Raw genomic sequence first — 22482 nt, forward strand, 5'->3', positions numbered from 1 at the left:
CGACGCGGGCCTCCCTCCCTCGCGCTGCAACCGCCGACATGCTATTCTGAAGCCATGGATGCCGTTCCGCCTCTCGACCCAATTCCCACTTCGCCGGCCGCGGATCTTGCTGCGCTCGAAGAGCAGGCCGTTCAATACGAAGAAAACGTAGCGGTGGCGGCCGAGCCGGTGATGGGCGATCCTCAGCAGCCCCTGACCTACAACGTGCGCCTGCCGTTGATTCTGCTGACGCTCAGTTGCGTGAGCATTTTCATTACCGGTTGTTGTCGCTGGATGCCGTCGTCGGTCCTGATGGAATGTTTGGGGGGGCTCGATTTCACGCCGCTCCGCCGCGCGATCCTCGCCGAATGGCAAACCGGGCTGGCGTTCATGTTCAGCCTGTTGGCGATTTTGCTCGCGCATGAGTTCGGCCATTTTTTCATGACTGTCATCTATCGCGTGCGCGCGACGTTGCCGCTGGTGATTCCGTTTCCGCTTTCGCCCCTCGGCACGCTCGGCGCGGTCATCGCCATGGAGGGTGGCAAAGCCAATCGCAAGCAGATTTTTGACATTGGCATCGCGGGGCCGCTCGCGGGACTAGCCGTAGCCATTCCAGTGCTGTGGGTCGGCGTCATGCAGCTCGATCTCTCGCCGCCGCCATCTGGTCAGCTCGCCATCAAGCCGCCGCTGCTGCTCGACTGGTGGTTGCAGTGGCAACATCCCACCACCTGGCCCGCCGCCAACGGTGAGATCTGGATGAGCCAGTGCAACGCCTTTCTCTTCAGCGGTTGGATGGGCCTGTTTTTCACCGGCCTCAATATGTTCCCCGTCGGCCAACTCGACGGTGGCCACATAACCTACACGCTACTCGGCCGCGGCGCTCATTGGCTCTCGCGCGGCTTGATGGTCCTTGCCTTCGCCTACATGACCTACACCGGCAACACGCTGCTACTCCTCATGGCCGTGCTCGTCACGCTCATGGGCACCGACCACCCACCCACCGCCGACGACAGCGTGCCGCTCGGCCCCTTCCGCACGGTGCTCGGCTGGCTATCGCTCATCCTGCCGATCCTCTGCCTGCGCCCCGAAGCGCTGGTTCTTCCATAAGGCAGCGTCGGCTCCCATAGTCGCCTTTCGCTCCGCGAAAGGTAAATGGAGTTCAACCCCGCCACGCACCCAGGAATAAGCGCCAGCGATATTCCGGCTTTCGGCGAGTGCGCGCTAACTCTTGATTTTCCCTCCCCCGCATTGGAAACTCATTTCACCCACCAACTTCCCCCGCCCGATCCTGAACCGGAGCGCTGGTTCATGCTCTTTCGCCGTTTCGCTCTTGGCTTGTGCCTCGTCCTGCTCGCAGCACAAAGCCACGCTGCCGACAGCCTGCCGACAACAGCGCAGCCGTACATCGATCCCGCCGGCATCGCTGGTTCGCTAGTGATCAGCGGCGGCGGACTGCCGACCGATGATTCGATCCGCGCGAAGTTCATGGCCCTCGGCGGCGGCAAAAAGGCCAAACTGGTGATCATTCCCAGTTCGCGTTCGCGCTACGAAGCCGAGCACGACACAGAGGAATTCGACACGCGCTATCTCGCCCCTTATCGCGATTACGAACCGGTGAGCATCACGGTGCTCCACACGCGCGATCCCGAAGAAGCCAACAGCGATGAGTTTGTAAAACCGCTCCGCGAAGCAACGGCCGTGTGGTTGATGGGTGCGAATCAAAATCTGCACGCCGCCGCTTATCTCAATACCAAAGTCGAAACTGAAATCTACAACGTGCTGAAGCGCGGCGGCGTGGTCGGCGGCACGAGCGCCGGCGCTGCCATTCAAAGTCGCGTGATGATCGGCGGCGGCAAAGACGAACCGGTTCTCACCACCGGCCTCGATCTGTTGCCCGGCGCGATCGTCGATCAACATTTCCTCGCCCGCGGCCGCCAAGGTCGCTTGCTAAAAGCACTCGAACAACGCCCTGGTCTGTGGGGCCTCGGCGTCGACGAGCGAACCGCCCTCATCGTCCGCGGTCGCAAGCTCGAAACCATCGGCGAATCGGCCGCGACTATCCTGCTGCCGCCAGGCAACGGCCGCGAACTGCGCACGATCACGCTCAAGCCCGGCGACAGCTACGATCTCGTCTCGCTCCAGCGGGCTGCGAAAGCCCGCACCGTCGAAGCCTACCCGCCCACGAAATGGGCCACGCCCGAAGTGAAAGAAGGTTCGCTCGTCATCGTCGGCGGCGGCGGACTCCCTGTCGACATTCAGAAAAAGTTTCTCGAGCTCGCTGGCGGTCCCGATGCGCCGATTGTGGTGTTGCCGACGGCGATCGAAACGCCCGATCTCGAAAAAGAAGGCCTGTTCCTCAAACGGCTCGGGGCCAAAAACGTCATCGTCCTGCCGCAGACCAAACGCGACGACGTCGAGTCTCCCGCCGTCCTCGAAGCCCTGTCGAAAGCCAAGGGCGTGTGGTTTGGCGGCGGCCGGCAGTGGCGGTTTGTCGACGCGTATATCGGCACCAAAGCCGAACCGCTGATTCGCGATGTCGTGGCTCACGGCGGCGTCATCGGCGGCAGCAGCGCCGGCGCGACGATCCAGGGCGAGTATCTCTGTCGCGGCAGCCCCCTCGGCAATCTCGAAATGATGGCCGAGGGTTACGAGCGCGGCCTTGGCCTGCTCCCCGGTGTCGCCATCGATCAGCACTTCGCGCAGCGCAAGCGGTTCGCCGACATGACTCAGCTGATGAAGTTTCGCCCGCAACTGCTCGGCATCGGCCTCGACGAAGCCACGGCCATCGTCGTCCGCGGCAGCACCGCCGAGGTCCTCGGCGCGAGCCAGGCCCATTTCTACGACTACCGCAGCGGCAAACCGACCGGCGAAAAAGATTATCAATCGCTCAAGGCCGGCCAAAAGTTCGATCTGGTCGGCCGTAAGATTCTAGAGTGAACAATCCCGCGCCGTTGCGGTTACTGCTGCACCTAGTTTTGCGGATTGTCAAAATCAGCCGCCGGGCGCTAGCCCCCGGCTTATCGACGATCGCAAGTGACCAAGCCGGGGGCTAGCGCCCGGCGGCTGATTGGAGACATGTAGCAGTTCCGGCCTACGTCGCTAGCTACTTCACCCAATTGCCAGAACTCCAGCCCACGCCAACAATGAGGGGCTGGCCGTTCGTCCGTTTGCCCTGGGATGCTTGCAGTGAAGTCTATTGTCGCTACGCAATCGCTGACCAAGATCTATGGTCCGTTGCGAGCGCTCGACGATTGCACGGTGCAGGTCGCGGCCGGCGAGGTCTTCGGCCTGCTCGGCCCCAACGGCGCGGGAAAAACCACGCTCATCCGCCTGCTGCTCGGCTTCCTCCAGCCCAGCTCCGGCCACGCCTCGATCGCCGATCTCGATTGCCACCGGCAGTCAGTCGAAGTGCGGCGAAACGTGGCTTACCTCCCGGCAGAAGCCGCTCTCTTTCCGCAGATGCGCGGCCGTGAAGTCCTCCGCTTTTTTGCCGAGATTCGCAATAACACCCCCGAGCGGTCGCTCGCCATCGCCGAACGCCTCGAGCTCGATCTCACGCGCAGCGTCGGCTTTATGTCGACCGGCATGAAACAAAAGCTGGCCCTCGCCGCGACGATGGGGGCCGATGTGCCCCTCTATATCCTCGACGAGCCGACGGCCAATCTCGATCCTTCGGTCCGCAGCACCGTGCTCGAGCTCGTCGCCGAGGCCCGCGCTCGCGGCGCTACAGTCATGTTCTCGTCGCACGTGCTCGCCGAGGTCGAAGAAGTTTGTCAGCGCGTCGTCATTCTCCGTGCAGGTCGACTGGTGCACACCCAAGTGATGGCCGAGCTCCGATCACAGCATCGCATTCTGGCCTGGCTCAAAGGTCCGTTGCCCGATCTGCCGCGCGAGCTATTGGGCGAGGAAGGGCGTGTGGTGCAAGAAGGCGATCTCGCCACGATCGATTCCCCCGGCGATCTCGCGCCGCTGCTCGGCTGGCTGGCGAGTTTGCCGCTGCGTGATATTCGTATCGAGCCGGTCGGCTTGCGCTCGATTTACGATCGTTATCATCGGGCCGAATCTGGAACTGCTACTGGCTCAGCGCGCGTCGCAGCCGAGGTGTTGCGATGAATCGCGTGTTACTCAAAAAGTGCGTCAACGAAGTGCTGCTGCTGTTCCTCGCGAGCGGCTTGCTCCTGTTTTCGTTCTGCTGGGTTCGCATCTTCATCGTGGCCAGCATCGACACCGGCTCGTTCGCCACCATCGTCGACAAGCTGTGGGATAACTACGGCCGGCTGTCCCCCGTGCCGTTCGGCCAGCTCCTTACCTACACCGGCCGCATTGCCATCGGCTACGACGAACCAATGGTGGTGTTTTGCATCGCGATCTTTGCCATCGCTCGCGGCTCGGCTGCCGTCAGCGGCGAACTGAGTCGCGGCACGATGGAAATGTTGCTCGCCCAACCGATCAGTCGCATGCAGGCGCTCTATTCGCAAGCCGCCGTCACGGTCGTTTGCCTCGCGCTTCTCTGCTGCCTCACCTGGTGCGGCACGTACAGCGGCATTCAAACAGCCCGCGCCACCGAGGTGAAACCCGCCCGCTCGCTGCGCGTGCCCGTGCTCGAATGGCAAATCCCGCTCTCGTTCGGCACGAATGAAAAGATCCGCGTACCGATGCGCGACCGCGTCGAGCCGAAGCACTTTCTGCCGGGCGCCCTGAATCTCTTCTGCTTCGGCGTGTGCATGGCCGGTCTGGCCACGCTGGCCTCGGCCTGCGACCGCTACCGCTGGCGGACGATCGGCATCCTCTCGACGTTCTTCGTCCTGCAAATGATCTTCAAGGTCCTCAGCCGCGCCTTCGACAGCACCGGCTGGCTGCAATACCTGACCATCCTCTCGGCCTACGAACCGCAGCGTCTGATCTACATCGCCCACGACGTCCCCACCCTCAACTGGTCCTGGTGGGTCCCCGCCGGCGACCGCCACCCCTCGATGGCCGGCCCGCTCCTCTACTACGTCCTCCTCCTCAGCATTGGCTGCGGCAGCTATGCAGCCGCGGGCGTGATCTTTCAACGGCGGGATTTGCCGGCACCGATGTGAGCTATCTCAGCCGCCATACTGGACGATTTATTTACTCGTGGTACGATTCAAACATGTCGCCCCAAGGGATCATTTGATCTTTTTCTGCGGTCATGGCGATTGACATCGACGGCTTCATGTCATATGATCGACTGTAGCTGGGCACGTGCCGGATTCCCACACGCATGGATGAAGTATCTGCCGACATTCGCCGACAAGCTGCGATGCTAGCACGCAGGCGAAGCGCGCGATCCGCCGTGTTTAGTCGCAGCGCGCCGATCGACTGGTCCCCGCACTCAGTCCTAAACCCCGAGAACAATGAACCGTTCACGTCCGACGCCGCTTGGGAATTTATCGCCAGTTGCCTAGATACGATTGCTATACAAGCAACTTGGGTAGAGCTGACTCATCCAGCAGGCAAGCGCGCAATATGCATGACGATTTTAAGTGGAGAAAAAACGATCTATTTAAAGATCCAGATTGGTAGCGGTACAATTTTCGGTCGCAGCTTCCATTATAGCTACCGGGAGTCCCTTCCCTGCAACTCTGAGGGGGCATCTAGCTCTCGCCGATGACAGGATTTCAAAATATGCTGTGCCCTGCATGTGAAAGCGATCGGCTTAAAACCGCAGTTGGTCCTTATGTGTTTAAATATGGAGCCGAGGAATCTGCCGTAAGACTTACGGCGATGGTCCCTATCACGACGTGCCTAAGTTGCGGGACTGAGTTTCTTGGCCACGAAGCTGAAGAAGGGATTCACGATTCGGTCTGCAGGCATTTGAACGTACTCACGCCTCGTGAGATCACCGCACTGCGCGAACAATACAAGCTCAGCAGGGCTGATTTTGCTGCGATTACGCAGCTTGGTGAAGCAACAATTGGCCGGTGGGAACGTGGGCAGTTGATACAAAATGCAGCTTACGATGAGTTCCTTCGCCTATTGACGGTGTCCGAGAATTTTCGACGACTTCGGCAGCGTCATAGTCAAGCGACAGCCGGTGATAGGGGCGCAATTGCTCCTGTTAATAAATTCCGGTCGATAGCACCTAGTGTTGCAATTTCAGCGCGGGCAAATAGCTTTAGGCTGGTTAAAGCCGAGGCGGCGGCATAGCATGTATGTAGTGACGTTTTATTCGTTTAAAGGCGGTGTCGGCCGGACGATGTCGCTCGTAAATGTTGCGTTTGATCTTGTAAGATCCGGTCATAGTGTCTTAATAGTCGATTTTGACCTTGAGGCCCCTGGTGTTCACACATTCGAGGCGCTTCGCCCTCCGCTGCCCTGCAAAGGAATTGTCGAGCTTGTAACGGAATATACGCAATCTGGTGTTTCTCCTGACATCGAAGATTTTACCTATGAAGCTACAGGGCTCGACGACAAGGGAAAGCTTTGGGTCATGCCCGCCGGAAAGGGAGGGCCGGACTATCGCCGTCAGCTTTCTGAGATTAATTGGCCAAAGCTCTACGCAGACAATGAAGGCTTTTTGCTTTTCGAAGATATCAAGGCTCAGTGGAAGTGCCATTTCAAGCCCGATTATGTATTAATCGATTCGAGAACAGGGCACTCAGATATTGAGGGCATCTGTACTCGACAACTGCCAGATGCAGTAGTTTTGCACTTTTATCCAAACGAACAGAATCTCAATGGGCTGCAACAGGTGGCACGCGATATACGTGCTGAATCTGATATTGCCAACGACACCGAAAGGAAAATCTGCCTTCATTTCGTAATGTCAAATGTTCCCGATCTCGATGACGAGGACGGAATACTTCAGTCACGCGTGGAGAAAGCACATGCAGCGCTGGGATTTGAGGAACTGATTCGGATTCACTACTATCCAAGCCTTGCGTTGATGGATCAAATGATCTTTACCAAGGATCGGACCAATAGTCGTTTGGCAAAGGAGTACCGCAATCTTAAAGATAATATTGCTGATCAAAACGACGAGGATGTAGAGGGCGTCTTGCGGTTTCTTCGGCGGGTCGAGGCTGGTGTTGCGAAGCGTCATTCGCTGAATGCTAGTAAAATCGACGTGCGTCTGCAATCGATTGAAACCATGCAAGCGAACAATCGCGAAGCGATGTTCCTTCTTGGATTGATTCGGAAGCGTGAGGGCAATCTTGCCGAAGCTGTAATAATGCTTAGCAGATCAATTGAATTGGGATTTGAGCCAAAGCAAGCCCTGCTCGAGCGTGCGACAGTTTATGCAATGCAACGCAACTTAGCAGAATCCCAAAATGACCTGCAGAAGCTGTTTCAATATCGTGATCTAGATACGATGGAGCTGTATAGGGCTGTTCAATTGCTTCGGAGAGGCGATCCTGATGTCGTGTCCCTCGTTCTGGCCAGTCCAGCATACAAATCGCTTGACCTTGGAAATAGGATGTTTGTTGCCAGAAGCTTGCTAGGCAGAGGGGCGGAAGTACTAGTAACTGGAGATTTCAGGAAGCTCGTGAATGAGAAGGATTTTCGCAGTCCATCGTTCCGGGCAGATCGTAATGAACTCGTTCTGGCGGCGATAGGCAATGGGCACCTTGACTTGGCAATGGCTGCATTTGGTGACATTCGCCCGGATCCAGCCCAATTGGCAATTGAAGACGCATTCAATTACGCAATGGCAGAGTGGGGGCTCACGAAAGTGCTCCCGGTCGATATGTTTGGAAGGGTAGTGGATCTCGAAACTGTGTCTGGTCGAACTCGAGCTGCGAACTTTCAGCAGTGCATGGCGATTGCGAACTGGGCAGTTGGGAGGCAGGAGGAAGCGAAAAAACGTCTTGAGGATGCCATTCGCAAGAGTAACGAGATCGCAACGAGGGAGTTTAGTTGCTGGCGATACAAGCCTGTAAACAAAGAGGAGTTTCTAGCCGACTGCGCAGCGATCTCCAAGATGTTTAAGTTGGGTGATGCGCTGCCACCTTTTGCGTAAGAAAGCGAGACTGTCCTAGTGTTTGTTGGCCGTTCTAGGGCGACGGTGCGGTCGGTTGGCGGCCCTACCCTGAGCTAACTTCGTGCCGCAGTGGGTGGTGAAATCGAATTGAGTTCGCCGGGCTTAATAGAAGAGTCTTACCTCATAGGCCGGGGCAGGCTGCTCGGGTGAGTACGCGCCTGTCACCCGCGGTTCAGTGATTCGCTGACCATCGGCTGCGAGGGGAAACTGGTCAGGGGTGATCCACTCGATAGCGGTGGTGAGTTAGCCGGTGTGGCAGAATTCTTCGATGGCGGCAATGGCGAGCGAGCCTGGGATGAATAAGCCTTTCGAACAAAGCCTCGTAGCTTCGCTGGGCATTTTCGTGCGGGCGTGGGCCTGTGTCTGGCGTGAAAAGTGAAACAACTGTTGTACGAGACCCTCCCTGGAGGCTGGGGATCGGCAAGTCGGCCGGTGCTGAATGAGGAGCAGCGGTCGAGGGCCTGGCGGTCGTTGTTCGGTTTTGGGTTGGATGATAAAGTGTGGCGTTTTCACCGTACATTTCTCTCCAAGCAGGTCTTCCGATGCCGCTGCTGGTTGTTGGTTCCGTCGCGTTCGATAGCATTCAAACTCCCGCGGCGACGCGCGAGCGCGTGCTGGGGGGCTCGGCGGTTTTCTTTTCGTACTCGGCGAGCTACTTTGCCCCGGTTCGGCTGGTGGGCGTGGTCGGCGAAGATTGGCCCAGCGAGCACAGCGAACTGCTGCAGAAGCGGAATATCGACACGGCGGGGCTGCACGTGGTGCAGGGCGGCAAGACCTTCTTCTGGAAGGGGAAGTACCTGCCGAATATGAACGACCGCGAGACGCTCGAGGTGCAGCTGAATGTTTTCGGCGACTTCAAGCCGACGCTGCCGGAGCATTTTCGCCGGTCCGATTTCGTGTTTCTGGCCAACGGCTCGCCGGTGACGCAGCTGAAGACGCTGGAGCAGGTGCAACAGCCGAAGCTGGTGGTCGCCGATACGATGGACCTGTGGATTCGCGAGCAGCACGCCGGCCTGATGGAGCTGATGCGGCGAGTGGATGGCCTGGTGATGAACGACAGCGAAGCCAAGCTGCTGACCGGCGAAGAAAACCTGGTGGCCGCGGGGCACAAGGTGCTGGAGCTGGGGCCAAAGTTTGTCGTGATCAAAAAGGGCGAGCACGGCGCGATGTTCTTCTCGAAGCATGAGACGTACGTGCTGCCGGCGTTCCCGACCGACCGCGTTGTCGATCCGACCGGCGCTGGCGACAGCTTTGCCGGCGGCATGATGGGCTACCTGGCCGCGAAGAACAGCTTCGAGCCGAAGGTGCTGAAGGAAGCCATGGCGTATGGCATTTTGGTGGCGAGCTTCAACGTGGAAGACTTCAGCCTCGATCGACTCAAGCAGATCGACCGGAGCGATTTGGATCTGCGGATGGAGAAGTATCGGAAGATGCTGTCGTTCTAAAGGAACGGCGGCTGTTATTGGGGGGCGGTGATTTTTCTCACTGCCCGTTCGAGGGCGAAGCGGACCTGCGGGTCGAAGTGATCCGTCGAGGTCTTGTTGAGTTGTTCTGCAAACGGCCGGCCTGCGATGCCGGTCTCTCCCAGCGCTTCGGCGGCTCGCTGCCGCACCTGCGGATCGTTGTCATTCAGGGCAGCGATCAGCGGCGGGATGAACTTCGCCGGTACGGGGCGCATGTCGCACATATTGCGAACAGCAGAACGGCGTGGCGCGACATCTGTGCTCTTCAAATCGGCAATTAGTTCTTGCTCAGGATCGATCTGCTTGCCGCAGCCACTGAGAGGGACGACGCCCAGCGTGAGCAGCAAAAGAAGGAAGCGGCCAAATGACATGAGCTGTCCAAAAAATCTGGCTATTCAGCAAAACAGAGGACCGCTCTAACAGCGGCCCTCTGCACAAGTTTTTGCTGGATGAAGCTGCCGATCCGGTTTAGTAATTACCCAACACAGCACCATCGGTGGGAATCATCAGACGATCCCACACTCCATCAAAATCAGCGCTGGGATTGTTGCTGGCGAACGTCGCATCGACACCCAAGGCGGGGAAGTCAGGATTGCTGGTTTCGCGGCGAGTCAGTTCTTTGTGCAACGATTTGACGCTGCCGTCGAACATGGTGACGCCCAGAGTGCCGAAGTGGAGACCTTGGACGCGCCAGTTATTGCACTTGTTGCGGTTGGGGAGCGACTGGAACATGAAGGTGTTCCCCTTGCCGTTCCAGTCCACACCGAAGTTGTGCGAATTGGAGGTCTCGCTGTACTTGTTCCAAAGAGCGAGGCGGTAGTCGTGGTCGCACAGCCGCATTCCTTCCGCAATAGCGATGACGTTTGATGTGCCATCGGTCAGATCGCGGAAGTTCATCACCGCATCTAACTGAGGCAAATCTGCAGCGGCCAGCACGGGTCCGCCGACATCATATTGCACGCCCACGCGGCGCTGATCAGCATTCTTTACCCAGCCCAGGAAATTGGCTTGGTAGTTGGTCGTGGTCCATTGAACGTAGTTGTAAGTGACGCGGAAATTCTTATTCATGCCGCTGGGATCGGACAAGCAGAACAAGGCCGGGAACGTGACATCGGAAATGGCATAGATACCGGTGTACGAGTACTGATATTCGGCCGGCGTTCCTTGGCCTGGCGTGGGTGTATTTGGCGGGCCGACCCAAACCCCGGTGGAGGTGGGAGCGTGCGGGAAGGTGTGCCCCATGTGATCGGTTGGCGGTTGGTCCATGGTGCCCGTGTTCTGCCAATAGCCACCGTTGCTGGTCGAGCCGGGTGGCGAGTAAGGCGGGTCGGTCGAAGCCGGCACAGTCAGCGTAGGATTGCGAGTCATCTGACCGCGTTTTTGCGAGACGGCCAGATCGTAGGCGTTCTTCTGTTCCAGGTATGGCAAAAGGTGCAGCATCCAACCGCCGTCGGGGAACTTGTCGAGCTTGTTTTCCGACCAGTACGGCGGGAGCCGGTTGTATTCCTGGTGGAAATTGTGGATGGCAATCCCGTACTGGCGCAGGTTATTGAAGCACTGGGTTCGCCGGGCAGACTCTCGGGCGGTTTGGACCGCCGGCAGCATCAAGGCCACCAAGACACCGATAATGGCGATCACTACCAGGAGTTCTACGAGCGTGAATGCCTGGCGGAATCGTCGCGAGACGGCAACCATTTTCGTCCCCTTCGCAACCGCTGATTGGTGCGTGTGGAACCGACGAACGCAATCAGCAAAACAAGATAATTGAACACACCGCGAACGCGATATTCGAGAAACTCAAGTCCATGGAGAGGGGCTTGAATCACCCATTCAGAGAAAGCGGCGCTTAAAATACCACTTCGGTTACCCGCATGTCAATAAATTCCTGAAAATTCCGATAAACGGATATTTCTCCTAAACCTAGGCAGAAAAGCCAGTTAGATGTTTGCTGCTCCAGAACCGTTCGCCCGCATAAATCTCGCTTGATCGAATCGGGCCCGAATCTAGCTCTCAGGCGGCAAAACGCCGTACCGCAGTAGTACGTGGTCGAATAAAAGAGGATTGCGGAGCGGGCAGTAACTACAGCTCTTTGAGTTGCTGTGCATCTCGATAACGCTGACGTGCGCCGAGCAGAATTCGTTGGTCGCGCCGGCCGTCGAGCCACATTCGAATCGAAAGCAGACCAGGGACGATCAGCATGTCACCGAAGAGAAGCAGGATCGACTCCGCAAAATCGGCCGAGCGCAACTCACGTGAAATAGCGAGGAGACAGCTGAACCCCGTAAACAGCAGCATCACTGCCGTGAGATCGAACCGCAGCAGTTGTGGCAGGATTTTGCGTGCGTGACGTGACCAAGCTGCGGTCGCCAGCAGACCAAGCAAAGCTGGCCCCAAGGCGATGATCAGCAACACCATCAATATTAGCAGCGTCTCAGCCATTGCACTTTATTCGCAGCGCTATGCGCAGACTATTCCGCCAGGGCGACTCATCCGCCGGCAATCGCCTTCTTTAACTCCTGCACCTGAGCGAATTCGGGCAGCGCCTTGTAATAGGGATCGAGCGGATAGCAGCCGCTCACCAGGCCATGGCGAGGGGCGGTGGTGCAATCGCTGAACGTGCGGCAGATCTTTTTGCGCTCGAGCTTGCCTTTGGTCAGCACATCGTGCGGCAACTGTGGATAGGAGAGGACCACGCGCCCCAGGCCGACGGCGTCGATCCAGCCGGCCCGCACCACGGCTTGCGCGACGTGAGGTAAGTAGTCCTGCAAATACGAATACGCCGTACCAACCATCGGCAGCGCCTGCACGGCGGCTTTCAATTGGCGGTGGGCTTGGATTTGTCGCACGCAGCCGACGAGTGGATCTTCGGGTGGCAAGTAACCATCGCTTGGCGGAAAGATCGCGGGCCGCTGAATGTGTGGGTTGTAATAAGGACTGCCGCAACTCAGGTTCACCGCGCACACACCAGCTGCGTGCAACATCTGCAGCAGTTCGATCGGCTCACGCAAATCGTATTGCAGTGGATCATGTTCACTCACGCCAAAGCCAAAGCCGTAAGGCAGCAGCTGTTGATAATTCATCGGCTGGCCGATTTCGCGACTCGTTTGATACGGCAAGCTATCGAACGCGCTCAACCGCACCACGACGGGTAGATCGGGCAGCTCTGCGCGAATTCGGCCGATGATCGTCAGCAGCACGCGCGCGCGGCCGGCGAGATCGCCACCAAAACGGCCCGGCCGAGTGCGAGCGCTGAGGAACTCGTGCAACAGATAACCGTGGCAGGCCTTCACGTCGACGAATTGAAAGCCGGCATCGCGCGCGAGATGCGCGGCGACGACGTAGCGATCGATGAGCCGCTCCAGATCATCGTCGGTCCAGACGACGGCTTGGTTGGCGGGATCAATGCCGAATTTGGCATCGAGCAGCGGATGATGGTAGGCAATTCGCGGCTCGAGCCGTTTGTCGTTTGGCCGGCAGAAACGGCCTGAGTGTGTCAGCTGCAAACCGGCGACCATTTGCGGCGCATCGTCGCCGAGCGCAGCGTGGCCTTTTTGCAATTCATCCCACAGTGCCCGCAGGCCGGCGCGATTCGATTCGATCGCCATTGTCTGATTGGGATTTGCCCTGCCGTCGGGCTGCACGGCGGCTGCTTCGCCGCCCCAGATAAGCCCGGCGCCACTCAAGCCGAAGTGTCGCCACCGTCGCAAGGTGTGTTCGCTAGGACTGCCATCGCGGTTGGCGTCCCAACCTTCCATCGGATGAATGCACCAGCGATTTCCCGCCACGAGCGGCCCCATCGTCAAGGGCTTGGCCAGCGGCGAACCTGCGGCTGCCGTTTCAATTTGCTCCTCGACCGGCAACTCCAAACCCAGTTCGGTCAGCCGCTCGCGCAGGGCGGCTGTGGACTTGAGCTGAGCGACTTTTGTGTAGGAGTTCATAGGATGCCGGTGGAATGATTTCGGACTGCGCGAGATCGCCGTCCGTCATCATATCCGCTGCGGGCTTCCTAGTACGCGTTCTGCCGCTTCAGCACTACGAGCACGGTGCGGAGCAGAATCGAGACATCGAGCATCAGCGTCCATTCGCGGATGTATTCGTGGTCGCACTCGACTCGCTTTTGCATTTTTTCGAGCGTGTCGGTTTCGCCCCGCCAGCCGCGGACTTGCGCCAGGCCGGTGATACCCGGCTTGATCTTGTGCCGCAGCATGTAGCCTTCGATCATCTGCCGATATTGCTCGTTGTGCGCGGTCGCATGCGGCCGCGGACCAACGAGGCTCATGCTGCCGCCGATGACGTTGAACAGCTGCGGCAGTTCATCGAGCGAACTCTTCCGCAGGAACCCGCCGATCGGCGTGAGCCGCGAATCCCCCTTCGTCGCTTGCGTTACTTTGTGGCCGTCTTCGCAAACCCGCATGCTGCGGAACTTCCAAACGAGAATCTCATTCCCGTCGAGGCCATACCGCCGTTGCCGAAAGAAAATCGGCCCACGCGAAGTCAGCTTCACGGCGATGGCAGTGATCAACATCGGAATCGCCAGCAGCGTCAAAATGATCGAGCCAGCGACCAAATCGAACAGCCGTTTCACGACGCCATCGACGCCGTAGAGCGGGTTCTCGAACACGCTCACGGCTGGCAAGCCGCCGATGTCGGTCCAGCGCGAGTGGAGCATCTGAAAGACGAAAAAATCCGGCACGATATAAACCGAAGCCGTCGTATCGCTCAGTTGCCGTAGCACGCCGCGGATTCGATCCTCGGCCCGCATCGGGAACGTGATGTAAATCGTTTCGATGAAGCCAGCCTTGGCATCGGCGATCAAATCCTCAATGCCGCCGATCTGCCGCTTCAGGCCGGCTGGCGGTTCGGGGCTCCGTTCCTTCGGACGATCGTCGTAATAGCCGACCAGTTTCAAACCAAGTTCTGGTTGAGCATCGAGATTGCGAGCCAATTGAAATCCAAGCTCGGTCACGCCGACGATGGCCACCGGCCGGTGATTCATACCGCGTGTCCAAAACGCTCGCTTGAAGCTGCGCAATAACGAGTGCGTAAGCACCATGATCGCAGCCGACGAGCAAGCCCACGTCAGCACGACGAGTCGCGCCTTGCCATGCCAGGCCGCATACGAGACGCCGAGCGTGGTGAGCGCAATGCAGCCAACAAAACCCAGCGCCAGAGCCCAGGTGAACAGCGTGCAAAAGACTTCGCGCTCGCTGGAAACACCGCGCCAACTCCGATACAGGCCGGTGAATTCGGCGATCAGCAAATGACCCGCGATCGCAATCGCGCCGGCCATGATGTCGTGCTCCGGCACACGGCCAAACACCGTCGTGGCAATGGTCAGGCCAATGCCGATCGCGGCTGCATCGGCAAGGCGGAACAGCGACCCCATAAAGGAAATCGGTTGCCGGATCGAACGGGCAGGAAGACCCATGACTGCTACTCGTGACTAATGCTGGCCAAACGAAGGGAAGATTCGCCTGGCAAGTTTAGGTCACGGGCAACCGTGGTGCGGTTGCGCACTACAGATGCGGACCGTGCCGAAGATGCCGGTTGTACGGCCACAAAGCGAAGTGACGCTCCAATTAGCTCCAGAGCCAGCCTTGCTGTTGATACCAGGCAATCACATCGCGGATTCGCTGGTCGAGGTTAGCCGCCGGTTCAAAGCCCAGTTGGCGATGGCTCTTCTCTTCCGAGCAGGCCCAGCTTTCCATGAGGGCTTCGCGAATCTTGTCGCGGTTGAAAACATCGGGCCGGCCGCGGAGCCAGGAGAACGTCTCATTCACGCTGGCCATGAACATCGAGACCGGCGCCGGAATGGCGAGGACCGGCATGAAGGGGCGGCGCAAGATCGAGCGGGTCGATGCGCCGAACTCGGCATAAGAAAGATGTTCGGCAGCTGTCGCGAAGTAAATGCCTTCGCCTACATGTTCGTCCGGATGACTCGCCGCCGCGGCGGGAACTCGTTCCCCTTTTTCCACGGCGAGCACCATCAGGTCGATCAGGTCTTGCACGTGGATCCACGACAACGGCGGGTGTCGCCAACCGGGAACCGGATGAAACCGGAAACGCTGAATCGTCTGAAACAGCGTGAGCATGGCTTTGTCGTGCGGGCCGAAGACGCAACCCGGACGGATGATGGTGAGAGGCACCTGGTCCGCGCGTTGAATGGCTTCTTCTTCGCCGGCGCGTTTGCTGCGGCCGTAGTTCGAGATCGGCGCCGGCGGATCGGCTTCGATGCGAATCTGCCCGCGGGCGGCAGGACCGGCGGCGGCTAACGACGAGATCAGCAGCAGCAGCGGCGGATTCGGCTGCGTGGCCATCGCATTTACCAGATTGGCCGTCCCGTCGCGGTTGACCCGCATCAACTCATCGACCTTGATGGCCGCCGTAGCGCCGGCCAGATGATAGACCACGTCGCAGCCCTTCACCGCGGTTTGCAGGTTGGCGTGGTCATGCAGATCGCCGGCGATCAGCTCAGCGCCGAGGTCGGCGAGAATGACGTTTGCTGCCGGTTTGCGAACCAGGCAGCGGACTTGATCGCCGCGCATCAGCAGCGCTTCGATGAGATTGCGCCCAATAAAGCCGCTGCCGCCGGTGACCAATACGGTTGCCATGTGGAGCGACTCGGGAGCGACTCAGGGCCGCTCCTGCGAGCAGCGGTTAGGAATGAAAACTCAAAGCGGTGGGACGTGCAGCCGACCCCGACCGGCGAAGATAACCATGTTCGCAGAACCAATCCCAGGCGTCAGCAACGGTATCTTCCAGCGGGCGGATCTTGTAACCGAGCTCGCGCGCCGCGCGGTCGCTCGTAAAGCAGGTTTGCTGCGAGCCGATGCCGATCGAGGCGGAGTTGATTTCGGCTTCTTCGCCGGTGCAGCGGGTCCACACATCGGAACCAACGCTTCCCAGCCAGCGGGCAATGGGCCCCAGCCGAAACCGCGGCCCCACGTGACCGCCGACGCGAGCAAAGATTTGCCAGGCATCGAGGTAAGTCATGTTGTGTCCGCCGAGGATATATCGTCTCCCAGCAGGGGCAAGTTTTGCCGCAGCGGCAACACCCGCACAAACGTCACGAACGTCACCTACGTTTAAAGCTCCGGACGGCGCGACCAGCGTACCACGGTTCACGGCCAGCAACATCCGGCCCGAAGAAGGCTTCCAATCCCAGGGCCCCAGGCAAAAACCAGGATGAACAATCACCGTGTCCAGCCCGCGAGCGGCTGCTAGCGTCACCACCTGTTCGGCGTTCTTTTTCGAGGTCACATAATGACAGGCCACCAGGCCCGACAGCCCGGTTTCTTCATCGGCGGGATTGTCCAAACGGCCGAGGCCCAAGGTATTGATCGTGGAAATGTGGACGAGTCGCGCATTGTGGCGGAGGGCCGCTTCGGCGATCAGGCGGGTTCCCTCAACATTGATCTGGCGATGCAGTTCCGATTGGGTCCAGCCAACTTGCACGTGGGCTGCCGCATGGACGACGCAATCCGTGCCGCGGACGGCAGCTTCGACACTGTCCACATCGCGGACGTCGCCTTGCACTAGTTCGACATCCAAGCCGATCAGGGCTTCATTCGGCGCGGTGCGAGTGAGCACGCGCACGGCTTCGCCGGCGGCGAGCAGATGCCGCACCAGGTTGTTGCCGATCAGGCCCGTGGCCCCCGTGACGAGATACTTCATACCCTCTCCTGCAATCCTGCCGAAAAATCGCTGTCCCTGCGACCCGCGGTTATGCGGTATCATTGCAGCCTGCCCGGTTTTGGCCAGAGCAGTTTTGCCGCGAATTTATACGGCGATTGCTACCGCCCCCCGTTACGGTCTCCCCAGATTACGCGATCGATACTTTTCGCCGTTCGGCTTGGAAGAATATGGCTCCCGTCGTTATCAAACCCGTAGAAACCAGCAGCGAGCGCTCGATCTTTTTGCATCTTCCCTGGACCATCAACGCGGCCTATCCCAACTGGATTCCGCCGTTGCGGATGAACCAGAAGGAAATGGTCAACTACTCGCACAATCCCTTCTACGATACCGCCGAGATCCAGACCTTCATCGCTTGGCAGAGCAACCAGCCCATCGGCCGCATCGCCGCCATCCACAATCGGGCCCACAACGACGTTCACAAAGACAAGGTCGGTTTCTTCGGCTTCTTTGAATGCATTGATGATACCCCGGCCGCGCACGCCTTGTTCGACGCCGCCCGCGATTGGCTGAAAGCCCGCGGCCTGAACACGATTCGCGGCCCGATGAATCCTTCGATGAACCACGAATGCGGTCTGCTGATCGAAGGCTTCGATACGCCGCCGACGTTCATGATGACGCACAACCCGCCCTATTATCAGCGGCTGATCGAAAGCTACGGCTTCGCCAAGGTCGAAGACATGGCCGCCTTCTGGGGCCACACCGACATGCTCTCGCAGGTCGATCCGAAGCTCAAGCTCATCCGTGAGGAATGCGAACGGCGGTTCAAAGTCAAACTGCGCCGGCTTGACCGCAAGCGCTTCAACGCCGACGTCCGCATCTTTCTCGATATCTACAACCGGTCGCTCGTCGGCACTTGGGGCTTCGTCCCCATGTCGGACAAGGAAGTCGACCACATGGCTGCTTCGCTGAAGTATCTGATTGTTCCCGAGATGACCTCGATCGTCGAAGTCGACGACCAGGTCGTCGGCGCGTCGTTCGCCATGCTCGATTACAACCCGCGCGTGAAACAGATCGACGGCAAGCTCTTCCCCTTCGGCTTCATTCGGCTGCTGACGAACAAAAAACAGATCCAGCGAATCCGCGTCATCAGCACCAACGTGCTCCCGGAGTATCAGAAGTGGGGCCTCGGCTTGGTCGTCATCGCCAACCTCCTCCCCAGCGTTCTCGCCTGGGGCGGCAAGGAAGCCGAATTCAGCTGGGTGCTGGAAAGCAATCACCTCAGCTACAAATCGCTGAAACGTGGCGGGGCGAAGATCGTAAAGATGTATCGGCTGTTTGATTATCCAATACCGGGGACAGCGCTTCCGGAAGCAGCAAGCCCAGGAGCGTAGCTGCTGCATTTACTACCTCGCCCCGGTACTCCGGGGAGAGGGTTGGGGTGAGGGGCCGATCAGCAGATCGACTCGGCCATCAACAAACTACCACCGCAGCGGCTTCTGCCAGGCTTCCTTCAGCTTCGCCAGTTCCGCATCGATCAGCAGTCCCTTCGCACCGGCGATTTGCAGGCAACCGGTTTCGGTCACTTCGCCAACGTGAGCATGCGGCACACCAGCGAGCGCGGCGGTGAACGCCGCTTGCTGCGATGGCGCAACTTCAACGAGGAACCGCGTGTTCGATTCGCTATAAAGGAGCACGCTCTCGAAAGCATCGCTGCGATCGCCAGAGGTAATGTCGGTCGGCACTTCGGCGAGGCGAATCCGGGCGCCAAAACCGCCCGCAAACGCCATCTCTGCAGCGGCGACGGCGAGGCCCCCTTCGCTCAGATCGTGGCAGGCGCGAACCGTGCCGCTCTTGATGGCTTGATGCATGGCCGCGAAGGTCTTCTTCGCCACAGCAGTGTTGACGCGGGGAACTTCGCTGCCACAAGCACCGTCGGTGAGGCAGCCGTTGCCGCGAATCGCTTCCAGGTGCGAGCCGGCCAGTTCGTCGCGCGTGTTGCCGACGAGATACAGCAAGTTGCCGGGCTGCTTCAGGTCCATCGTCACGCACTGCCGCACGTCGGCGACCTGACCGAGCGCGCTGATCAGCAGCGTCGGCGGAATCGAGATCGTCTTCCGCGTGCCGCTCGCGTCGTAGCTGTACTCGTTGTTCAAGCTGTCCTTGCCGCTGATGAACGGCGTGCCGAGGGCGAGAGCCACGTCGTGGCAAGCGAGGGCGGCGCGAACGAGTTCGCCCAGCGTCTCAGGCCGATCGGTGTAACCCCAACAGAAGTTGTCGAGAATCGCGATCCGCGACGGGTCGGCGCCAACGGCGACGCAGTTCCGCATCGCTTCGTCGATTGCCGACGCGGCCATGTGATACGGATCGAGTTCGCCGAGCCGAGGGTTCATGCCGCAGGCCACGACAATCCCTTGCCGCGAGTTCAGCACTGGCCGCAGCACGGCGGCATCGCTCGGGCCGTCGTTGGCCACACCGGTGAGGGGCTTGATCACGCTGCCCCCTTGCACCTCGTGATCGTACTGCCGAATCACCCATTCCTTACTGGCGATATTGAGCGAGCCGAGGAGCTTCAGCAGAGTGTCGTTGTGATCGAGCTTCGCGCCGACGTAGCCCGATCCCGCGTTGCGAGGCCGAGGCGAATAAACGGCCTGGCGTTCGACCTTCGGCCGCCCTTCGTGCAGGAAGTGCATCGAGAGTTCGCCGACGACCTGATCTTGATACTTGAGCGTCAGATTTCCCGTCGGCAGGAACTTGCCCAGGATCACCGCTTCCACGTTCTCGGCAGCGCAGAGTGCTTCGAAGCGGGCCCAGTTTTTCTCCGGCACGCTGAAGACCATCCGCTCTTGCGCTTCACTGATCCAGATCTCGGTGTAAGTCAGGCCGTCGTACTTCAGCGGCGCGCGATCGAGCCAAACTTCCGCGCCCAGATCGCCACCCATCTCGCCGACCGCCGATGAAAAGCCACCAGCGCCGCAGTCGGTCACGGCCGTGAACAACGCTTCGTCGCGAGCTTGGATCAAAACATCGAGCACCATCTTCTCGGTGATCGCGTTGCCAACCTGCACTGCGCCGCCAGAAACTTTTTCACTCTGGCTGGTGAGTTCCACCGAGCTGAACGTCGCGCCGTGAATGCCGTCGCGACCGGTTCGTCCACCGATGGCCACGATGTAATCGCCGGGCTCGGTTTTCTTCTCGGCTTTGTCGGCAGGAATCAAACCAACGTTGCCGCAGAAGACCAGCGGGTTGCCGACGTAGCGTTCGTCGAAATAAATCGCGCCGTTGACGGTTGGAATGCCCATGCGGTTGCCGTAGTCGCGCACGCCGCTAACCACGCCGCGCATGATCCGCCGCGGATGAAGCACGCCGGGCGGCAGCTCTTCGGCGGGCATGTCTGGCGGAGCAAAGCAGAAGACATCGGTATTGCAAATCGGCTTGGCGCCGAGGCCCGTGCCGAGCGTATCGCGAATCACGCCGCCAACGCCGGTGTTGGCGCCGCCATAAGGCTCGATGGCGCTCGGGCGGTTGTGCGTTTCGACCTTGAAGCAAACGTGATACTCATTGTTGAAGCGAATCACGCCAGCGTTGTCTTTGAACACGCTGACGCACCAATCGTCACTGCCGAGCTGCGCGCGAATCTGCTGCGTCGCGGCAAAGATCGTTTCCTTCAGCATGTTGTTGAACTTGCGATCGCCTTTTTCGTCGCGATAGTTCACGCGGCCGGCGAGTGTTTTGTGGCTGCAGTGTTCGCTCCAAGTTTGCGCGACCGACTCAAGCTCAATATCGGTCGGTTCGCGACCGAGTTCGCGGAAGTGCTGCTGCACGGTTTGCATTTCGATCAGCGTCAGGCTCAGCGTGCGAGCCTTGCTGAGGGCCACCAGCTGATCGTTCGACAGTTCGCGGAGCGCAACGGTTTGCAGCTCGAATTTCGCCGGCGAACCGACGTGCAGTTGCTTCAGCTGCAACGGCCCGACCACGGCTTGTTCGATGGAATCGTTGGCGAGCAGTTTCTTGATGAGCAGTTGCACTTGGCCGTCGTTCAGATCATTCAGCCAATACTTCCGCAGCGTGACGACCGCGTCGGCTTTCAAGCCAAAATCTGCGATCGCGGTGAGAGTGCTCGCAGCCACCGGATCGGTGACGCCCGGCTTGGGGAAGACGTGAACGAGTTGACCATGCTTCGCAGCCGCGCCATGGGCGGGAGGCGCGAGGAGGGCCGCATCGCCGACGCGGGCGACGATTGGCTTTTCGACGACGAGATCGGCCAGCAGTTCGCGGGCGAGGCGTTCGACTTCGGCCTGGCTGAAATCGGCTTCGAGCAAAAAGCCACGGGCCGCGCTGGCGGTGAACGAACCGAGTCCCAGGTCAGCAGCTTGCGAAATGGCGGCCCCCGCGAGCAGGTCGCGCTCGCCGGCGGCAGGATGCAGGTCAATTTCCCACAGCGTCACGGATCGTCTTTCCTTGCTGGAGCAAAGTCTCGATAGCGGCGGCATCGCGCTGCTCCAGCGCGCGACGCCATGAGTTGAGTTCAGTTTCGTACTTCGTCAGTGCGGCCAGCACCGGCTCGCGATTCTCGAGCAGAATTTGTTGCCACAGCGCGATATCGCCAGCGGCGATTCGCGTGGTATCGAGCCAACCGCCGGCAGCCAACTTCAACAAGTCGGACGGCGTGACGGCAGCCAACGCCGAAGAGATGACGTGCGGCAGGTGACTGGTCGCCGCGACGGCTTCGTCGTGGGCAGTGGGCGTCATCGAAATCACGCCAGCGCCGAGCGACTTCCACAGCACTTCGACTTCTTCGATGGCCGAGGGAGCGGTGTGATCGGAAGGAGTGATGACGACGACTCGGCCGTCGAACAGATTTTCGCGGGCGAACTCGACGCCGGTCTTCTCGCTACCGGCGAGGGGATGGCTGCCGATGAAACGGGTCTGGCGAGGGTTTTGGGTGTGCAGTTGCTGGTCGACATCGCTCACGATGCGGGCCTTGGTGCTTCCCGCGTCAGTCAGCAGCGCCCCCTGGGCCGAAGAACTGGCCCACCAGGCCACATGCTTGGCCACATGATCGACCGGGGTGCAGACGATGACCAGATCGACCTCGGGCAATTCGCCGGCCGATTCGAGCACGAGTTGATCGATGGCGCCGCGGGCAATGGCTTTTTGCAGGTTCGCAGCCGAGCGGCCGACACCGATGATGCGGCGGGCGAGTCCCGACCGGCGCAGCGCCAGGCCGATGGAGCCTCCAATCAGCCCCACGCCGACAATCGCTGCTTGCTCCCACCGGGTCATAGCGGTGCCCGAATCAATATCCCGAATAACGTCCTGGAAAGGTGCGATTGTAACAAACCGACCGCCGTTGCGGACGGGCCATTGCCGGCGATTCCGTTGCAACTGGCTGGAGCTTCT

At 59.5% G+C, this 22482-nt stretch carries 17 protein-coding genes; 8 read left to right on the forward strand and 9 right to left on the reverse strand.

The features are described from left to right. Window positions 1–54: 54 nt before the first annotated feature. The 7 genes from M9Q49_RS33980 to M9Q49_RS34010 all read left to right on the forward strand — a co-directional run bounded on the left by M9Q49_RS33980 (window position 55) and on the right by M9Q49_RS34010 (window position 9429). Window positions 55–1086, forward strand: a complete 1032-nt coding sequence (locus tag M9Q49_RS33980; RefSeq protein ID WP_254513787.1) for a site-2 protease family protein — start codon at window positions 55–57, stop codon at window positions 1084–1086. A 201-nt stretch (window positions 1087–1287) separates the two neighbouring features. Continuing rightward, window positions 1288–2916 (forward strand): cyanophycinase, encoded by a 1629-nt coding sequence (locus tag M9Q49_RS33985; RefSeq protein WP_254513788.1) that lies wholly within the window; start codon window positions 1288–1290, stop codon window positions 2914–2916. Between the two features lie 249 nt (window positions 2917–3165). Next, window positions 3166–4092: an ABC transporter ATP-binding protein gene (locus M9Q49_RS33990; RefSeq protein ID WP_254513789.1), complete on the forward strand. Its 927-nt coding sequence runs from the start codon at window positions 3166–3168 to the stop codon at window positions 4090–4092. Then, the gene (locus tag M9Q49_RS33995) at window positions 4089–5060 is read left to right on the forward strand and encodes an ABC transporter permease subunit (RefSeq protein ID WP_254513790.1); all 972 of its coding nucleotides are present in this window, start codon (window positions 4089–4091) and stop codon (window positions 5058–5060) included. Before M9Q49_RS33990 ends, M9Q49_RS33995 begins: the two co-directional genes overlap by 4 nt. Window positions 5061–5610: 550 nt before the next feature. Then, a complete protein-coding gene (locus M9Q49_RS34000; RefSeq protein WP_254513791.1) occupies window positions 5611–6150 on the forward strand; it encodes a type II TA system antitoxin MqsA family protein in 540 nt (179 codons plus the stop codon). Between the two features lies 1 nt (window position 6151). Further along, entirely contained in the window at window positions 6152–7963 is a 1812-nt protein-coding gene (locus M9Q49_RS34005; protein WP_254513792.1) for a KGGVGR-motif variant AAA ATPase, read from the forward strand. Window positions 7964–8526: 563 nt separating this feature from the next. Continuing rightward, entirely contained in the window at window positions 8527–9429 is a 903-nt protein-coding gene (locus M9Q49_RS34010; RefSeq protein WP_254513793.1) for a PfkB family carbohydrate kinase, read from the forward strand. Between the two features lie 14 nt (window positions 9430–9443). Here the strand turns inward: M9Q49_RS34010 and M9Q49_RS34015 are convergent, their stop codons facing one another. The 7 genes from M9Q49_RS34015 to M9Q49_RS34045 form a co-directional block, all read right to left on the reverse strand. Continuing rightward, window positions 9444–9818, reverse strand: coding sequence for a HEAT repeat domain-containing protein (locus M9Q49_RS34015; protein WP_254513794.1), 375 nt, complete (start codon window positions 9816–9818; stop codon window positions 9444–9446). Between the two features lie 97 nt (window positions 9819–9915). After that, the gene (locus M9Q49_RS34020; RefSeq protein ID WP_254513795.1) at window positions 9916–11142 is read right to left on the reverse strand and encodes a DUF1559 family PulG-like putative transporter; all 1227 of its coding nucleotides are present in this window, start codon (window positions 11140–11142) and stop codon (window positions 9916–9918) included. A gap of 384 nt (window positions 11143–11526) precedes the next feature. After that, window positions 11527–11856 carry a hypothetical protein gene (locus tag M9Q49_RS34025; protein WP_254513796.1) on the reverse strand — a complete coding sequence of 110 codons (330 nt, stop codon included), beginning with the start codon at window positions 11854–11856 and terminating at the stop codon, window positions 11527–11529. 77 nt (window positions 11857–11933) lie between these two features. Beyond that, window positions 11934–13385 carry an oxidoreductase gene (locus M9Q49_RS34030; protein WP_254513797.1) on the reverse strand — a complete coding sequence of 484 codons (1452 nt, stop codon included), beginning with the start codon at window positions 13383–13385 and terminating at the stop codon, window positions 11934–11936. A 68-nt stretch (window positions 13386–13453) separates the two neighbouring features. Next, a complete protein-coding gene (locus tag M9Q49_RS34035; RefSeq protein WP_254513798.1) occupies window positions 13454–14875 on the reverse strand; it encodes an undecaprenyl-phosphate glucose phosphotransferase in 1422 nt (473 codons plus the stop codon). 151 nt (window positions 14876–15026) lie between these two features. Beyond that, window positions 15027–16058 (reverse strand): NAD-dependent epimerase/dehydratase family protein, encoded by a 1032-nt coding sequence (locus M9Q49_RS34040; protein WP_254513799.1) that lies wholly within the window; start codon window positions 16056–16058, stop codon window positions 15027–15029. Between the two features lie 46 nt (window positions 16059–16104). Further along, window positions 16105–17121, reverse strand: coding sequence for an NAD-dependent epimerase/dehydratase family protein (locus M9Q49_RS34045; RefSeq protein WP_254513800.1), 1017 nt, complete (start codon window positions 17119–17121; stop codon window positions 16105–16107). A gap of 188 nt (window positions 17122–17309) precedes the next feature. On the opposite strand from M9Q49_RS34045, the gene M9Q49_RS34050 reads away from it, so the two are divergent. Next, window positions 17310–18473 (forward strand): N-acetyltransferase, encoded by a 1164-nt coding sequence (locus M9Q49_RS34050; RefSeq protein ID WP_254513801.1) that lies wholly within the window; start codon window positions 17310–17312, stop codon window positions 18471–18473. An 87-nt stretch (window positions 18474–18560) separates the two neighbouring features. Here the strand turns inward: M9Q49_RS34050 and purL are convergent, their stop codons facing one another. After that, entirely contained in the window at window positions 18561–21527 is a 2967-nt protein-coding gene (gene purL / locus M9Q49_RS34055; RefSeq protein WP_254513802.1) for a phosphoribosylformylglycinamidine synthase subunit PurL, read from the reverse strand. Further along, entirely contained in the window at window positions 21508–22365 is an 858-nt protein-coding gene (locus tag M9Q49_RS34060) for a prephenate dehydrogenase (RefSeq protein ID WP_254513803.1), read from the reverse strand. The genes purL and M9Q49_RS34060 overlap by 20 nt, the downstream gene beginning before the upstream one ends. Window positions 22366–22482: the final 117 nt, after the last annotated feature.

It is taken from the genome of Anatilimnocola floriformis (genome assembly GCF_024256385.1).
GTDB classification, from domain to species: Bacteria; Planctomycetota; Planctomycetia; order Pirellulales; family Pirellulaceae; genus Anatilimnocola; species Anatilimnocola floriformis.

Bases quoted from the DNA above. Each gene is read 5' to 3' on its own strand.
- M9Q49_RS34040 (WP_254513799.1), bottom strand. From the start codon at position 16,058: ATGGCAACCGTATTGGTCACCGGCGGCAGCGGCTTTATTGGGCGCAAT.
- M9Q49_RS34035 (WP_254513798.1), bottom strand. From the start codon at position 14,875: ATGGGTCTTCCTGCCCGTTCGATCCGGCAACCGATTTCCTTTATGGGG.
- M9Q49_RS34060 (WP_254513803.1), bottom strand. From the start codon at position 22,365: ATGACCCGGTGGGAGCAAGCAGCGATTGTCGGCGTGGGGCTGATTGGA.
- M9Q49_RS34050 (WP_254513801.1), top strand. From the start codon at position 17,310: ATGGCTCCCGTCGTTATCAAACCCGTAGAAACCAGCAGCGAGCGCTCG.
- M9Q49_RS34010 (WP_254513793.1), top strand. From the start codon at position 8,527: ATGCCGCTGCTGGTTGTTGGTTCCGTCGCGTTCGATAGCATTCAAACT.
- M9Q49_RS33980 (WP_254513787.1), top strand. From the start codon at position 55: ATGGATGCCGTTCCGCCTCTCGACCCAATTCCCACTTCGCCGGCCGCG.
- M9Q49_RS33995 (WP_254513790.1), top strand. From the start codon at position 4,089: ATGAATCGCGTGTTACTCAAAAAGTGCGTCAACGAAGTGCTGCTGCTG.
- M9Q49_RS34020 (WP_254513795.1), bottom strand. From the start codon at position 11,142: ATGGTTGCCGTCTCGCGACGATTCCGCCAGGCATTCACGCTCGTAGAA.
- M9Q49_RS34045 (WP_254513800.1), bottom strand. From the start codon at position 17,121: ATGAAGTATCTCGTCACGGGGGCCACGGGCCTGATCGGCAACAACCTG.
- M9Q49_RS34015 (WP_254513794.1), bottom strand. From the start codon at position 9,818: ATGTCATTTGGCCGCTTCCTTCTTTTGCTGCTCACGCTGGGCGTCGTC.
- M9Q49_RS34000 (WP_254513791.1), top strand. From the start codon at position 5,611: ATGACAGGATTTCAAAATATGCTGTGCCCTGCATGTGAAAGCGATCGG.
- M9Q49_RS33985 (WP_254513788.1), top strand. From the start codon at position 1,288: ATGCTCTTTCGCCGTTTCGCTCTTGGCTTGTGCCTCGTCCTGCTCGCA.
- M9Q49_RS34005 (WP_254513792.1), top strand. From the start codon at position 6,152: ATGTATGTAGTGACGTTTTATTCGTTTAAAGGCGGTGTCGGCCGGACG.
- M9Q49_RS34030 (WP_254513797.1), bottom strand. From the start codon at position 13,385: ATGAACTCCTACACAAAAGTCGCTCAGCTCAAGTCCACAGCCGCCCTG.